We start from the raw sequence: 15,743 nt of genomic DNA, 5'->3' as shown, positions 1-15,743 counted from the left end.
CCATGGGTTGCGAAAGCGGCAGCCACCCCACAGACTTTCAAACCTGTTGCGCATACCGCTTTTCGCGGCTATGGATTTCGCCATGAATATGCGTTCGATCAAGACCATTTGGTGGTGGGCTCGCTGACAGCGGCCTGTTCGAACGCGTTCGCGTGACAATAGAGGGTGGCCGCAGCGGAATGTCCGGGCGGCCATTTGTTTTTTCAAGCCATTCCCGGGTCCGTTGCCCCAAAGACGCTGATGGAGACGGCAATGACGACGAAAATTCTGGAGAATGGCGCCGAGCGCTTCGTCACGGCGGGTGGCGTGGCGATTACCCGCCAGCGCCATGACCGGCCTTACGAGGGGGCGATCGACGGCTATGTCGATGGCCTGAATTCGCGCCGCGGCGCCGTGTTTTCCTCGAATTACGAATATCCCGGCCGCTATACGCGCTGGGACACCGCCATCATCGATCCGCCGGTGGTGATCTCGGCACGCGGCCGCGCCATGCGCATCGAGGCGCTGAACCGCCGCGGCGAGGTGCTTTTGCCGGTGATCGGCACGGTGCTTGCCGGCCTTGACGATGTCACGATCGCCGAGACGTCCAACAAACTCATCCGCCTCGAGGTCGCCAAGCCCGATCGTATCTTCACTGAAGAGGAACGCAGCCGCGTTCCCTCCGTCTTCACCGTGCTGCGCACCATCACCGCTTTGTTCAAGACCGAGGAAGACGCCAATCTCGGCCTCTATGGCGCCTTCGGCTACGACCTCGCCTTCCAGTTCGATCCGGTCGACTACAAGCTCGAGCGCAAGCCAAGCCAGCGCGACCTCGTGCTGTTCCTGCCCGACGAGATCCTCGTCGTCGACCATTATTCGACCAAGGCCTGGACCGACCGCTACGACTATTCCGGCGATGGCTTCTCGACCGAAGGCCTGCCGCGCGACGAGATCGTCGAGCCGTTCAGGACCGCCGACCGCATCCCGCCGCGCGGCGACCACGAGCCCGGCGAATATGCCAAGCTGGTGCGCAAGGCGATGAAGAGCTTCGAGCGCGGCGACCTGTTCGAAGTGGTGCCGGGGCAGATGTTCTACGAACGCTGCGAAACCCAGCCCTCCGAGATTTCCCGCAAGCTGAAGAGCATCAACCCTTCGCCCTATTCCTTCTTCATCAATCTCGGCGAGGGCGAATATCTGATCGGCGCCTCGCCGGAAATGTTCGTGCGCGTCAACGGCCGCCGCGTCGAGACCTGCCCGATCTCCGGTACCATCAAGCGCGGCGACGACGCCATCTCCGACAGCGAGCAGATCCTGAAGCTGCTCAATTCGAAGAAGGACGAATCCGAACTCACCATGTGCTCGGACGTCGACCGCAACGACAAGTCGCGGGTCTGCGAGCCGGGCTCGGTGCGCGTCATCGGCCGCCGCCAGATCGAAATGTACTCCCGCCTGATCCACACCGTCGACCACATCGAGGGGCGGCTGCGCGAAGGCATGGACGCCTTCGACGCCTTTCTGTCGCATGCCTGGGCGGTCACCGTCACCGGCGCGCCGAAATTATGGGCCATGCGCTTCATCGAGCAGAACGAGAAGAGCCCGCGCGCCTGGTATGGCGGGGCGATCGGCATGGTCAATTTCAACGGTGACATGAACACCGGCCTGACGCTTCGCACCATTCGCATCAAGGACGGCATCGCCGAGGTGCGCGCCGGCGCCACGCTGCTCTTCGACAGCATTCCCGAGGAAGAAGAAGCCGAAACCGAACTGAAGGCATCCGCCATGCTCTCCGCCATCCGCGACGCCAAATCAGGCAATGCCGCCAGCACCGAACGCAGCACCGCGCGTGTCGGCGACGGCGTCAACATCCTGCTGGTCGACCACGAGGACAGTTTCGTCCATACGCTCGCCAACTATTTCCGCCAGACCGGCGCCAACGTCTCGACGGTGCGCACGCCGGTGCCGGACGAGATCTTCGACCGGCTGAAGCCAAACCTGGTCGTGCTCTCGCCCGGCCCCGGCACGCCGAAGGACTTCGACTGCGCCGCCACCATCAAGCGGGCCCGTGCGCGCGACCTGCCGATCTTCGGCGTCTGCCTCGGGCTGCAGGCGCTGGCCGAGGCCTATGGTGGCGAGCTGCGCCAACTGCACATCCCGATGCATGGCAAGCCGTCGCGCATCCGCGTGTCGAAGCCGGGCATCATCTTCTCCGGCCTGCCCAAGGAGGTGACGGTCGGCCGCTATCATTCGATCTTTGCAGATCCGGTGCGGCTGCCCGATGGTTTTGTCGTCACCGCCGAGACCGAGGACGGCATCATCATGGCCTTCGAGCACCGCAAGGAGCCTATCGCCGCAGTGCAGTTCCACCCGGAGTCGATCATGACGCTCGGCCACAATGCCGGCATGCGCATCATCGAGAACATTGTCGCGCACCTGCCGCGCAAGGCCAAGGAAAAGGCCGCTTAATTCGAGGGCTCAGTGTTGGGATCTTTTCCCCAGTGACCGCGGCAGAAATCAAAGCCGCCGCCAGGCAGAAGGTCGCCAGCCTCGCCTTCTGGTCGATCGTCGTCGCCTGCGTCGTGCTCGGCCTGAAGCTGGTGGCCTGGTACGTCACCGGTTCGGTCGCGCTTTATTCGGACGCGCTGGAATCGATCGTCAACGTCATTGCCTCTGCCGCCGCCTATTGGGCGATCCAGGTCAGCTACAAGCCAGCCGACCAGGACCATCCGTTCGGCCACCACAAGGCCGAGTATTTCTCGGCCGTCCTCGAAGGCGTGCTGATCGTGCTTGCCGCCTTGCTGATCCTCAATGAGGTCTGGTGGTCCTGGCAGCATCCCGCCCTGCTGGAACAGCCATGGACCGGCCTTGCCGTCAATGGCGTCGCAACCGTCATCAACGCCGTCTGGGCCTTGACGCTGATCCGCACCGGCCGACGCGAAAAATCGCCGGCTCTCGTTGCCGACGGCAGGCACATCATGACCGACGTGGCGACCTCGGTCGGTGTGTTCATCGGCCTGGTCGGCGCCGTACTGACCGGCTGGCAGGTTCTCGATCCGGCTCTTGCGGTGATCGTGGCGCTGAACATTCTGTGGCAGGGCTGGCACGTCATAGGCTCGTCGATGAACGGGCTGATGGACCGCGCCGTCGACACCCAGGAACATATCCGCATACGCGACATCATCTCGGCCAATTGCAAGGGCGCGCTCGAGGTCCACGACCTGAAGACGCGCATCGCCGGCCGCGCCACCTTCATCGAGTTCCACCTGGTCGTCGACGCCGACATGTCGGTCGGCGCCAGCCACGTCATCTGCGACCGCATCGAGGACGCGCTGCAGGCAGAGATCCCTTCCGTCCGCGTCATCATCCATGTCGAGCCCGACGACGAGGCGAAACTGCCCAAGGGCACGACGGCCGTGCCCTTCGCGTGAGGTGGCGGCGGGACGCCGCCATCCAAAACCTTGAGGTCGGCGGGACAGCACCCCCCTCTGTCCTGCCGGACATCTCCCCCTCAAGGGTGGAGATTGGATGTCGCTTTGGCTTTCGCCAATCTTCAAAGAAGAACGCTGTCGGTGAAGCTGCCGATCTCCCCCCTTGAGGGGGAGATGTCCGGCGGGACAGAGGGGGGTGCTGTCTCGCCGGCATCGCGTCTCTGAACTGCTAAAGCCCGCAGGCAGCCTGCGGCATCGGCTCCAGCCGGTAGACCTTGTCGTCGGACATTGTGTCGCCTTCCGCCGCTTTCGAACACAAATCGATGATCGGCAGGCCGCCGTTCGGGTTGGCCAGCATCATCGTGCCGTTGGCGCCGCGGCGAAGGAAGACCTCCCTTTGCGCGATGTCACAGGACGCATCACCGGTCTTCGCGGTCGCCGCGCAGCGCCACTGGTCGCCCTCGCCCTGGCAGTTATAGACCTGCGTGACCTTGGCCGATTTCTGCCGCGTGGTAACCGAAACGGCGATATCGGCGCCGCTTGGCCAATTGGCCGGATCGCCCTCCTTGGCGAAAGACGCCAGCTCGACCGGTCCGCGGAAAACCCTGATCGACTGGGTCAGCTGATCGGGATGCGAGCCGAGATGCTCGGCGTCGTAGTCGCGTCCGTAGCAGAAGGGCTGGTCCGGCTTCAGCCGCTCGCGCAATGGCGGGCCAAGGGCCGGGTCGATCGGGTCGATGCGCGCGAACTCCGCCTTGCAGGTGGCGGCCGGCATCGGGTCGAGCCTGAAGCCGTTGTCGTCCTTGCCCAGCGCCTGCCTTTCGTATTCCGCCTTGCCGAGCTCGTCTTCCGATCCGGCGTCGAGATAGAGATCGGGCTGCACGTCCGAGACGATCAGCCGGCCTTTGTCGTCGACCTTCAGCGAAGCCATGGTGCGATCGCAGTCCATGCCGCAGCGGATCGGGCCGGTCTTGCCGTCCTCCGACTCATGACTGCACCAGCCGCCGAGCCATTCCGGCGCCTCGGCGCCGCGTACCGTCGTCGCCATGAAGCCATTGTAGGAGGAATCGATGCCGGTGCTTGGCTCCTCGTTTGCTCGGCTGACCGGATCGCGGCCGTAATAGAAGAAGATGCGCGCCACCTTCTGCTGCGGATGCGACTTGAGATGCGCGGCGTCGTAGACGCGGCCGAAGCAAGCGTCCTTGCCGTCGGGGCTGAGCTCGGTGAGTTTGAGCGTGTCGTCGGCGAAAGCAGCACCGGCGACGGCGGCAAGCAAGGCAACCCCAACTCCGGCGCCCATCACGGTCCTTGATATCATGCTGGCTCCCCCTGCCCCGACAAGACGTGGCTTCAATTTATGCTAGGATTGAGGTCGAGGCCACGCAAATTGCGCGGGCCGGCCAAATGGGAGATGAAGCCATGCGACGCCGCGATATTTTCCGCGTCGGTCTTGCCGGGGCCGCCGGGCTTTTCGGGCTGCGCCCCATCAAGGCCGCAGCTAGTGAAGTCAAGCCGCCGGCTGCCGAAGAGGAAAGGCAAAAGGTCGCCTATCACCTCAGCGACCTCGACAAGGTCAATTTCGTGCTCGGCAACATCAAGAACCACTTCGAAGGCACCGACGGCAAAGTCGACATCGCGCTTGTCGTGCACGGCCCAGCACTTGCCGCCTTCAAGTCGAAGGGCATATCGGCCGCCATTTCCGGGCGTTTCGCCGGCCTTGTCCAGGATGGGCTCAGCCCGCATGCATGCGCAAATACCATGCACGGCATGGATATCGGCCTGGCCGACCTGCTCGACGGCTTCCATGCGGCCGACAGGGGCGGCGTCGTCAAGCTCGCCGAATTGCAACGCCAGGGCTACGCCTATCTCAGGCCATAGGGCAATTCCAGGAAAAGTGTGAAACGGTTTTCCGTCCGGAATTGCGTCAAGACAAAGAGGGAGCGGTTCGCCGTTTCCGTGAAACGGTGAACCGCTCTAAACTTTTACGGACTTGAACGCGAGGACTGCGAGGGCCTACGAAGAGCAGGCAGAGTCCCCGGAGGAATAGACGTGCCAGCCACCACCACCCTTGTCAGCCCCTCTCTGGTCATCCCCGACCTTGCCGGAAAGGCGGTCCTGGTCACCGGCGCCTCGACCGGCATCGGCGCGGCGCTCGCACTCGCCTACGCCGCGCAGAAATGCCGCGTCGCGCTGCACTACAATTCGAGCCGGGTGGCCGCCGAAAACCTGGCCGCGACCATTCGCAACGGTGGCGGCGACGTGTTCCTCACCCAGGGCGATTTCTCGATCCCCGCCGATGTCGAGCGCGTCGTCGAGGACAGTGCGCAACATTTCGGCCGGCTCGACGGCCTCGTCAACAATGCCGGCGGCATGCTCGGCCGCGTGCCCTATGCCGAGCAGACCGAGGCGCATTACGACGCGGTGATGGACCTCAACGCGCGTTCCGTGCTGACAGCTTCGCGCAAAGCAATCCCATGGCTGAAGCGGCAGGGTGGCTTCATCGTCAACACCTCCTCGATCGCCGCGCGCAACGGCGCCGGTGGCGGCGCCGGCCTTTACGGCTCGGCCAAGGCCTTCGTCTCCAACGTCACGCGCGGCATGGCCAAGGAGCTGATCGGTTTCAACATCCGCGTCAACGCGGTGGCGCCCGGCACGATCGCGACACCTTTCCACGAGCGCTACTCGACCGACGACCAGATGAAAGGCATGATCGCCACCATCCCGCAGGGCCGCGCCGGCACCGCCGAGGACTGCGTCGGCGCCTATCTGTTCCTCTCCTCCGATCTGTTGAGCGGCTACATCATCGGCCAGGTGATCGAGGTCAATGGCGGCCAGTTGATGCCGTAGGCGACGAACTGCATACTCCTGGTTGCGTCATCTCAACGGAGCAAAGCGAATGTACGGACTGATCGGCAAGATGCGGGCGATGCGCGGCCAGCGTGACGCAATGATGGATATCCTGCTCGCCAGCACCGGCGCCATGCCCGGCTGCCTGAACTACATCATCGCCACCGACCCGGCCGATGCCGACGCGATCTGGGTGACCGAAGTGTGGACCGACGCCGAAAGCCACAAGGCTTCGCTGCAGCTGCCCGAAGTCCAGGCGGCAATCGCCAAGGCACGGCCGATCATCGCCGGCTTCGAGTTCCAGGTGGAGACGCATCCTGTTGGCGGGTTCGGGTTGCCGGCGGTGAAGGCGGGATAGAGGGAGAGGCCGGCAGGACAGCGCCCCCCTCTGGCCTGCCGGCCATCTCCCCCTCAAGTGGGGAGATTGAATGTCACTTCGGCCTTCGCCAATCTTCAAAGAAGAGCGCTGTCGACGAAGCTGCCAATCTCCCCACTCGAGGGGGAGATGTCCGGCAGGACAGAGGGGGGCGCGAAGGATCGCTACGGATGGTTGGTGCCATTACCACCCAAGCCCTTTTCCGCGCAAAAAGGGGTTCGCATTTTTTCGCCACCGGTCTAAGAGCCCCATCTATGGATTCTTCCCCGAACCCGCCGGCCATCGAGCACCTGGCGCGGATCCACAGGGCCTGGCAGTGGCCGGTCCTGGTGGTGGTCTCGGTGCTGTTTGCCGGCGCGCTGGAACTCGCTGCCCTGCCCGCCGCGCTCTTGATCGGACCGATGCTGGCGGCCATCGCTGCCGGCACCAACGGCGCCACGGTGCGCGTGCCGCGGGTTCTGTTCGGCTCAGCCCAGGCGGTCGTCGGCTGCTTGGTCGCCAGTTCCATCTCGGCCGATATCTTTCCCGTCTTCTACAAGGAATGGCCGCTGTTCCTTGGCGTCGTGATGGCGACGGTCGCGGCATCCAGCCTGCTCGGCTGGCTGATTAGCCGCTGGCGCATCCTGCCCGGCACCACCGCGGTCTGGGGCTCGTCGCCGGGCGCCGCCACCGCCATGGTGCTGATGGCCGGTGCCTTCGGCGCCGACCAGCGCCTCGTCGCCTTCATGCTGTATCTGCGCGTCATCTGCGTCTCGATGACGGCAGCCCTGGTGGCCAAGCTTTGGGTCGACACCTCAGGCATCGAGGTGCCGGCCATCGTCTGGTTCCCGCCGGTCGATCCGCAGAGCTTGGCCGCAACATTCGGCGTGGCGCTGGTCGGCGGCCTCGCCGGAAAGCTTTTCCGGCTGCCGTCGCCGTTTTTCCTCGGCACCTTCATTTTCGGCACCGTGATCCATCTCGGGCTCGGCGTGACCATGCAGTTGCCACCCTGGCTGCTTGCCTTGAGCTATACGATGATCGGCTGGAGCATCGGCCTGAATTTCACCAGGGCCATTTTGCGCCACGCGGCCCGCGCGCTGCCGCAGATCGTCGGCTCGATCATTGCCCTGATCGTCTTTTGCGGCGGCCTCGCCTTCCTGATCAGCCGCCTCCTCGGCATCGATCCGCTGACCGCCTATCTGGCAACCAGCCCCGGCGGCATGGACAGCGTCGCCATCATCGCCGCCGCCGCGCAGCATGTCGACATCTCCTTCGTCATGGCGCTGCAATCGGCACGCTTCCTGATCGTGCTTCTGGTCGGCCCAAGCGTGGCGCGGCTGGTGGCGAGAAGCCTCAAACCATAGCAGCTTGCCTCTCCTTGATTCGCAGCCGGTTTTCCTGAAACCGGTCGCACTTTGCTGCCGCCGACCGTATCGGGCCAGCACGCGCACGAGCTCAAAAAATAACTTGACTCAAATACTCAGATTTGAGAGCCCCCTTCCGTCAATGTTGTACGGAAGAGTGGAGACGAGTTGATGCGGATACGGACGATGACATGGCTCCTGGGGATATCATTGCCGGGCAGCATGACCCTGCTCGGCCTGTCCGCGCCGGCTCACGCCCAGGACCAGGGCGGCGTCACCGTTCTCAACAAGATCGAGGTCGATGCCGAGAGCGACGAGATCCTCGTGCAAGACGGCTACGTCGCCAAGAAGGACCGCATCGGCACCAAGACCGACACGCCGATAGTCAAGATTCCGCAAGCGGTTTCGGTTGTGACGCAAAAGCAGATCGAGGACCAGAAGCCACGCACGCTGAACGAATCGCTCGGCTATGTCGCCAGCGCCAATCCGAACAGCTTCGGCTTCGACACCCGCTATGATGCCTTCTTCCTGCGCGGCTTCCAGGCCTTTTACAACGGTATGTTCCGCGACGGGCTGCGCCAGTACAACGGCCCCTCGGCCTGGTTCAAGACCGAGCCCTACGGCATCGAAGGCGTCACCATCCTGAAGGGTCCGGCCTCCTCGCTTTACGGCATCAGCGGTCCGGGCGGCATCGTCAATCTGGTCACCAAGCGCCCCAAGGAAGAACAGTTCCGCGAAGTCGAAATGCTGCTCGGCGCACACAATCGCTTCCAGGCCGCACTCGACGCTTCCGGCCCGGTGAACGAAGACGGCAGCATCCTCTATCGCTTCACCAGCCTCGGCCGCACCAGCGATACCGACCTGCCCGGTTATCCCGACGACAAGATCTATCTGGCGCCGGCAGTCACCTTCAAGCCGGATGAGGACACCAAGCTGACCATCCTCGGGGAATATTCGAAATCCGTCACCGGCGGCACCGCTGCCTTCTACAATTCAGGTGGCGCTCTAACGAACCTCTACGAGGGCGATCCCGCCTGGAACGACTTCGACCAGACCCAGGGCCGTATCGGTTACGAGTTCGAGCACCGTTTCAACGACGTGCTGACCGTCCGGCAGAACCTTCGCTACAGCGCCGTCGACAGCGACATCGAGTACAGCGGCCATTACCCGGACGGCCCGGATCTGAAACGCTACTGGGGCCACTACACCGAGACCATGAAGAACTTCGTCGTCGACAACATGGCGCAGTTCGAATTCGATACCGGCCAAGTCAGGCACACGGCGGTAGCCGGCATCGACTACGCCTGGTCCAATTATGACGCCGGCAGCGGTATCTCCTATGTCTCCGTCGACGACATCAAGGCTGCTCCGGTTCCTTACTATGGCGGGCAGGAGATGAACCAGCTCGGCGCCTACCTGCATGACCAGATGGAGTGGAACGATTTCACCCTGTTCGCCAGCGGTCGCTACGACTGGGCCGACACCACCTCGACCGCCGCCGACTTCACCAAGTCCAAGCAGGACGACAGTGCCTTGTCCGGCCGGCTCGGCCTGTCTTACCAGACCGAATGGGGCATCACGCCCTATATCAACTATTCGACGTCGTTCTCGCCCAATATCGGCTTCGTCTATGACGATGTCAGCAGCCCTGTCGGTCGCGTCGCCCGTCCGACCATTGCGACGCAGAAGGAAATCGGCGTCAAATACGAATTTGCCGACTATAACGCCGCCGTCAGCGCCGCTCTGTTCGACATCGACCAGAAGGATGGCGTCGTCTTCGACGCCTCGACCGGTATTAACAAGCAGCGCCAGCTCGACCTGAACTCGCGCGGCGTCGAGCTGGAAGCCAGCGCTTCGCTCGACAACGGTCTCAGCATACTCGCCTCCTACACCTATCTGCGCGTGAAAATCGAACGCGGCGCCACGGGAACCGCAGGCAAGGAACTGTCGGCGACGCCAAATCACATCCTGTCGCTCTGGGGGCAGTACCAGTTCGAGGACGGCACGCTGCAGGGGCTCGGGCTGGGCAGCGGCGTTCGCGTCGCCGGCTCGAGCTATGGCGATGACACCAACACCTTCAAGAACGACGCGCGCGCCTTCGTCGACGCCTCGCTCTCCTACGATTTCGGCTACCGCAATCCCAAACTCGAGGGCGTGAAGCTGCAGGTGAACGCCAAGAACCTGTTCGACACTCAAAAATCCATCTGCTCGGCCGGCTATTGCTACCGCGACGAGGGCCGCTCGCTGTTCGCTAGCCTGCGCTACCGCTTCTGATGTCGATCGCCGTTTCCAGCCGGGCATCGACGCCTGTCGCGATCGTCCTGGCGATCGGCGGGCTCTATGTCGCGCAGAGCGTGATCGGCGGCATCACCTGGGCGGGCCTGCCGGCGGTGATGCGCGACCAGGGCCTGCCGCTCGACCGGATCGGCCTGGTCTCGCTGATCGCGCTGCCATGGGCGCTCAAGTTTCTATGGGCGCCGGCCGTCGAGCGCTATCGGCTGCCGCCGGTCGGCAAGAACCGCACCGGCACGATCGTAGCCGCCGGTGGGCTCGTGTCCATCGCCGGGCTGTGGGCCGTCGGCGCGCTCGGCCCGGAGGCCTGGTGGCCGGTTCTGGCCTGCCTGACCATCGTCGCCTTCGCCGCCTCGACGGTCGACATTGCCTGCGATGGTTTCGCCGTGCAGAGCCTGGCTAAGGAAAACCACGGCTGGGGCAATGCCGCGCAGGTCGGCGGCGCCTATCTCGGCTCGGCCATCGGCGCCGGCCTGTTTCTGTTTCTGGTCGACGCTTATGGCTGGCGCATCGCCGTTTGGGCGATGGCTTTGCTGCTCCTGCCGCTCGGCCTGCCCTTCCTGCTTGGCGTGGCCAACCGCGCGCGCGAGGAGACGCGCGAGCATGTTCCCAGCCTCCTCGACGCGTTGAAGCGTCACGAAATTCGGCGCGGCCTGGCAGCGTCGGCCATCTATGTCCTGGCCCAGAAGGCGGCACTCGCCATGCTCGGACCATTCCTGATCGACGCCGGGCTCGACCTCTCGATGGTCGGACTTGTCAACGGCGTCGGCAGCATGTTCGTCGGCCTGGCTGCCGCACTCGCCGGCGGCGCTCTCGTCAAATGGTTCGGCCCGCGCAACGTGCTCGTCCTGGCGCTTTTCCTGCAGGCCGGATCGCTGTTCTTCTTTTCGGTCTTCGATTTTCTTGGTGGCTTCTCGACCACCGCTTTGATGGCCATCGCGGTGCTCAGTTCGTCCGGCTTCATGGCTCTCGGTTTCGTCGCGCTTTACGCGCAGTTCATGCGCTGGTCAGATCCAAGACAGGCGGGCGTCGACTTCACGCTGTTCCAGTGCATGGACGCACTGGTGAGCATGGCCGGCGGGATCGCGGCCGGCTACGCCGCGCAGTATTTCGGCTATGGCGCGTTCTTCGCAGGCGCCGGCCTCGTCGCGCTTCTGGCCGCCCCGGCGATCGCCTTCGTATCCGACCGCCGGTGACCCCGCCCGCCCTTGTGCAGCAGGGGAATCGCATATGGAAGTTTGGGGCATTTGCCAGGCCGCGTACCCCCACCCCTAACCCCTCCCCACAAGGGGGTGGGGGACGATGCCGCTGCTGTTTCGGCTAGAATCGTCGAAGTTTGCCGCTGAGTGGCGCTGCCGCAAAAGTTCCCCTCCCCCTTGTGGGGAGGGGTTAGGGGTGGGGGTCTTCTTCGCAAGAATCCATATGCGATCCTCTGCCCCCGAGGGGCGGTGCACTATTCTTCGCCGCCGTCCGCCGCTTGCGTCCCGCGGCGCCAGTAGGCGGTGACCAGATGCCGGTCGCGCGGCACACACCATTCCTTGCGGACGATCCTGCGGATCTCGCGGAAATCGCCGAACTCGCATCCGGCCCAGACATAGAGATTGTCGGCAAGCGAGGTCCGGCTCCGCTGCCGCAGCACCGCCGGCAACAGGCTGGCTGTGCCAGCCTCGCGCCCATGCCGATATAGCCAGGTGACGGCAACGGTCTCGCCCGCGGCCAGCGCGATCCGGTCGTCCGGGCCGTCGACCTCAATGAACGCTTCGGCGCGGGTTGACGGCGAAAGCTGCTCCAGCATCCTGCCGATCGCCGGAAGCGCGGTGTCGTCGCCGAGCAGCAGCAGGTTTTGCGCCTCGGGCACGCCGCCCCCACCCGGTCCGATCATGCCGATGACCTCGCCGGCAACCGCCTTTTCGGCGAAAGCGGCCGCCGGCGTATCCATACCGGGGTGGAGGACGAAATCGACATCCAGCCAGCCACTTGCGGCGTCCAGCGCCCGGATCGTGTAGACGCGAACGACAAGCGCGTCCTCGCCCGACGGCCAGACCATCAGGCCGTCGGCGCCCATCGACGGCCACACCGGCAGCCTGCCGCGCGGCGGCAGCAGCAGCCGCACATGCAGGCCGCCACGGCCAAAGCGGCCGAGATCGTTGCCGGTGAAGCGGACGCGCTGCATATGCGGAGAAATCCGCGTCGAGGACAGCACCGTGATCTCGCGGAAGAACACCGGCGTGCCGGCATCACTGCCGTCGCCCTGCCAGGCGATGCCCCTGGTCGTGCCGAGATGTTGCGAAAAATGGCCGGCGACCGCCATCTTCATGTAGGACAGGCAGGTTTCATCCTCGGCCGCGACGCGGATCAGCACGTTGTCGTCACCGAGCGTCGCTTTCAACGAGCCGTAGTGCGTGCGAAATTCCCAATGATCGGCAAGGCCGGTATCGATCTCGGATTCGCCGTGCTCGGCGCGCAGCCTGTCCATCACCGACCGGATGACGGCACCGCTGATCCGGGTTTGCGCACTCAATTGCTCCATCGCTCAGCCTTTCGGTGCCATTTGAACCCGAGCTCGCCATACGGCGTCCTCGCCACGCCGGAATGCCACAGCCGGCCCGCTGTTTCCACTAAAAGATGATAAGTATAGTCATGTTTTGAAATCAGGCTGAAGGGAAGTCCATTTGCAGGCCGCATCACCTAAATATCGACATGCTCTAGGTCGTGAACTCGTAAAGCGGCGCGTCGCCAGCGGCAGGGATCGAACCCGCACCTGAGCCAAGAGGCTCAGGATCACTGTGGTGATACGTTTACCAATTCCGTCACGCTGGCACCTGCCTCGTAGCGCAAATTTGCGCGGATCGCCATTCGAGGCTTCTCTTGTGGCGTCCGAGCCGATTCAGCGTCGGCATGAGCCGATACGACCTGCCCGACTTCGAGTGGCGCGTGATCGAGCCGCTCCTGCCCAACAAGCCGCCAGGCGTGCCGCGTGTGGATGACCGCCGCGTGCTGAACGACATCTTCTCAAGGCGACTGTGGCTGCGCTTATGAGTCTACGGCCTAATCCAGCCGGTGCATCAGATCGTCGTCCAGCCAGCGGGCGAAGAAATAGACCAGTTGCTTGTGCCACCACGGCCATTCATGGGCGACATCGCCGCCCCAATAGTCGACCCAGGCAGGAATCGACTTGTCACGCAGGATCTGTTCCAGCGCCTGCGTATCGGCCAGCATCCGTTCCTCCCAGGCACCCTGCCCGCAGCAGAAGATCAGCCGCAGCGCCTTCAGCCTGACGAGCAGCCCCGGATCGACGATACCGGGCAGGTAGTCGAGCGGCGAGTTGAAGAAAATCTGTCCGTCGAGCGCGCTGCCGAAGAAATCGTGGGTCGAGTAAACCCCCGACAGCGCGATGACGCCGCTGGCCAGCTCCGGAAAGCGGAAGACGAAATTCGACGAATGATATCCGCCCATCGAGCAGCCGCAAAACAGCGGCTTCAGCGTACGCCCGCCATTGGCCTCGGCCGCGACAGACAGGAGTTCCGGCAGCGCCTCTTCGCGCACATAGCGGAAATACGCTTCATGCCGGGCGATGCGATGGGCCGGCTCGGCATGGCGGTCGAAGAAGGATTCCGCATCGATGCCGTCCAGCGTGAACAACTGGATGCGACCGGTGTCGACGAACTCGGCGAGAGCCGAGACCGCGCCGGAATCCTCGAACTGGTAGAACCGCCCTTGCGAAGTCGGGAACACAACCACGGGTCGGCCGGCATGGCCGTAGCGCTTGTATTCCATGTCGCGGCCGAGGTTGCGGCCAAAACCCTTGTGGTAGGAAACGTCCATCGCCTCACGCCTTTTCCGCATGGATGTAGTCGACCGCCCGGCGCAGCGCCTTCGGGTCGGTGGAGCGCAGCTGATAGGCGTAGTTTCCCATGGCGCGGCTGAAAACCTCCTCAATGGCGTGATGATGGACGATCATGCCGCCATGGGCGGCCAGCACGTCGGCATGGCTGTGCATATAGTTGAGGTGCCGCTTGCGGCTGGCATAGGCGGTGAAATACTTGCCCCTGTAAGGGCCGCCGGCGGCGTCCTTGACCACCATGTCGGCCCAGGCGGCATAGACATCGATATCGAAGGTGTAATTGATGGCATCGGTCATCCAGGCGCCAGGCGGCCGCATGTTGACCTCCAGCGCGATGACCCGGTCGTCCCTGGTTTCGAACAGCTCGATGTGGAAGAAGCGCTCGCGCACGTCGAACGCCTTGAGGATTTTCCTGCCGGCCTCCTCGACCGCCCGGCTGATCTCGGGAAAACAGACATAGCTCATATGGCGGTCGCGGTTGACCACCTCCATGACGCTCTGGTCGTAGCGGTGGCTGGCGGCCAGCACCACCTCGCCGTCGCGGTTGACCAGCCCGTCATAGGTCACCACCAGCCCTTCGATGAATTGCTCCATGACGAAGCTGACGCCTTCCGGCTTGTCCCTGAAGAAGCTGTCGAGTTCGCCGGCGTTGGAGATTTTGAAAGTGTTCGAGGCGCCGGAGCCGGAATCCGGCTTCACCACCACGGGATAGCCGACACGGCGGATGAAGGTCATGGCGCCGGCGCGGTCGGAGCACTTGCGTTGCGGGATGGTTTCGACGCCGCTCTTGCGGAAGAACGCCCGCATGCGGCTCTTGCGTTTCAAATTCTTCACGAAGTCGAGCTTGGTGCCGAAGATGTTGAAGTCGGTGCGGATATTGGCTTCCAGCTCCAGCCAATGCTCGTTGAGCGATTCGAACCGGTCGACGCGGCCCCATTTGTGGATGAAATGGCCGATCGCCCGGAACACCGGCTCGTACTCCTCCATGTCGTCGATGCGGTAATATTCCGAAAGGGCTGCCTTCAATTTGCCGTCCAGCGCATCGAACGGCGCGTCGCCAATGCCGAGCACGGTGGCGCCGGCCTTCTTCAGCCGGTCGCAGAAATCGGCGCCATTGGCTGGAAAATGCGGCGAGAAGAACACGAAGTTCATGGACGATCCCTCCCGGCGGCGAGCCATTGCACCCCCGCCGACAATCGACTCTGGCGCATTTGCCGGGCTCGGGGAAGAGCAACTGGATCAGGTGAGCGGCTGGGTCCGCGAAAGGTGACGCCAAAACCGTGAAATAAAAAACCCGCCTCGACGGCGGGTCCTCGGCGCCAGTCAGCACCATACCCAAATTAGTAGCATAGCTGCCGGCACAAAGCAAGAACAAAGTTGCTGTAATCAGGAAAAATCGCTTCATGTCGGCGCCGCGCCTTCATTGCAGCTTGGGTTCCTCGCCCCACGAAAGTGGGGAGAGGTGGCTCGGCGAAGCCGAGACGGAGAGGGGACTGCGCCCTACGAACGCCCCCACACCGGCCGCGGCGCCTTGCCACGGGCTTGCCGAAGGCAAGACCCGTGGGCGGCCACCTCTCCCCCGCTTCGCGGGGCGAGGAACCCAGGTCTTGAGAGGCTGGATCGGCAGCTTCACCCAC

The 15,743-nt window shown here is 63.7% G+C and carries 12 protein-coding genes, 1 tRNA gene and 1 pseudogene; 9 read left to right on the top strand and 5 right to left on the bottom strand.

Annotated elements, in window-relative coordinates:
• Nucleotides 1-252: 252 nt before the first annotated feature.
• Together NKI47_RS00695 and NKI47_RS00690 are read left to right on the top strand one after the other, a co-directional pair.
• A complete protein-coding gene (locus NKI47_RS00695; RefSeq protein ID WP_352586735.1) occupies nt 253-2,442 on the top strand; it encodes an anthranilate synthase in 2,190 nt (729 codons plus the stop codon).
• Nucleotides 2,443-2,474: 32 nt separating this feature from the next.
• The gene (locus NKI47_RS00690; protein ID WP_023679526.1) at nt 2,475-3,404 is read left to right on the top strand and encodes a cation diffusion facilitator family transporter; all 930 of its coding nucleotides are present in this window, start codon (nt 2,475-2,477) and stop codon (nt 3,402-3,404) included.
• Between the two features lie 229 nt (nt 3,405-3,633).
• Here the strand turns inward: NKI47_RS00690 and NKI47_RS00685 are convergent, their stop codons facing one another.
• Complete coding sequence (locus tag NKI47_RS00685) at nt 3,634-4,722, bottom strand: hypothetical protein (RefSeq protein ID WP_352586733.1); 1,089 nt, start codon at nt 4,720-4,722, stop codon at nt 3,634-3,636.
• Between the two features lie 101 nt (nt 4,723-4,823).
• Here NKI47_RS00685 and NKI47_RS00680 point away from each other — a divergent pair, with 101 nt between their 5' ends.
• The 6 genes from NKI47_RS00680 to NKI47_RS00655 all read left to right on the top strand — a co-directional run bounded on the left by NKI47_RS00680 (nt 4,824) and on the right by NKI47_RS00655 (nt 11,458).
• A complete protein-coding gene (locus NKI47_RS00680; RefSeq protein ID WP_352586731.1) occupies nt 4,824-5,282 on the top strand; it encodes a DsrE family protein in 459 nt (152 codons plus the stop codon).
• Nucleotides 5,283-5,453: 171 nt separating this feature from the next.
• Entirely contained in the window at nt 5,454-6,251 is a 798-nt protein-coding gene (locus NKI47_RS00675; protein ID WP_352586729.1) for an SDR family NAD(P)-dependent oxidoreductase, read from the top strand.
• A 49-nt stretch (nt 6,252-6,300) separates the two neighbouring features.
• Complete coding sequence (locus NKI47_RS00670) at nt 6,301-6,609, top strand: putative quinol monooxygenase (RefSeq protein ID WP_352450553.1); 309 nt, start codon at nt 6,301-6,303, stop codon at nt 6,607-6,609.
• Between the two features lie 272 nt (nt 6,610-6,881).
• Nucleotides 6,882-7,970: an AbrB family transcriptional regulator gene (locus NKI47_RS00665; RefSeq protein WP_352568036.1), complete on the top strand. Its 1,089-nt coding sequence runs from the start codon at nt 6,882-6,884 to the stop codon at nt 7,968-7,970.
• Nucleotides 7,971-8,156: 186 nt separating this feature from the next.
• On the top strand, nt 8,157-10,244 hold the full coding sequence (locus NKI47_RS00660) for a TonB-dependent siderophore receptor (RefSeq protein ID WP_352568037.1): 2,088 nt from the start codon (nt 8,157-8,159) through the stop codon (nt 10,242-10,244).
• Nucleotides 10,244-11,458 (top strand): MFS transporter, encoded by a 1,215-nt coding sequence (locus NKI47_RS00655; RefSeq protein WP_352568038.1) that lies wholly within the window; start codon nt 10,244-10,246, stop codon nt 11,456-11,458. The genes NKI47_RS00660 and NKI47_RS00655 overlap by 1 nt, the downstream gene beginning before the upstream one ends.
• Before the next feature lie 257 nt (nt 11,459-11,715).
• Here the strand turns inward: NKI47_RS00655 and NKI47_RS00650 are convergent, their stop codons facing one another.
• Nucleotides 11,716-12,792, bottom strand: a complete 1,077-nt coding sequence (locus NKI47_RS00650; protein ID WP_352568039.1) for a siderophore-interacting protein — start codon at nt 12,790-12,792, stop codon at nt 11,716-11,718.
• Nucleotides 12,793-12,996: 204 nt separating this feature from the next.
• Nucleotides 12,997-13,082 (bottom strand) — tRNA-OTHER (locus NKI47_RS00645).
• A 78-nt stretch (nt 13,083-13,160) separates the two neighbouring features.
• Between NKI47_RS00645 and NKI47_RS00640 the strand changes: the two are divergent.
• A pseudogene (locus tag NKI47_RS00640) lies at nt 13,161-13,280 on the top strand (IS5/IS1182 family transposase); the annotation flags it as partial.
• Nucleotides 13,281-13,310: 30 nt separating this feature from the next.
• On the opposite strand, the gene NKI47_RS00635 reads toward NKI47_RS00640, so the two are convergent.
• Complete coding sequence (locus NKI47_RS00635; protein WP_352568040.1) at nt 13,311-14,087, bottom strand: esterase family protein; 777 nt, start codon at nt 14,085-14,087, stop codon at nt 13,311-13,313.
• 4 nt (nt 14,088-14,091) lie between these two features.
• Nucleotides 14,092-15,258: an ATP-grasp domain-containing protein gene (locus tag NKI47_RS00630; protein WP_352568041.1), complete on the bottom strand. Its 1,167-nt coding sequence runs from the start codon at nt 15,256-15,258 to the stop codon at nt 14,092-14,094.
• Nucleotides 15,259-15,743 lie beyond the last annotated feature (485 nt).

The organism is Mesorhizobium sp. M0633 (genome assembly GCF_040320645.1).
GTDB lineage: Bacteria > Pseudomonadota > Alphaproteobacteria > Rhizobiales > Rhizobiaceae > Mesorhizobium.
This window is presented reverse-complemented; position numbering and strand designations above follow the sequence as displayed.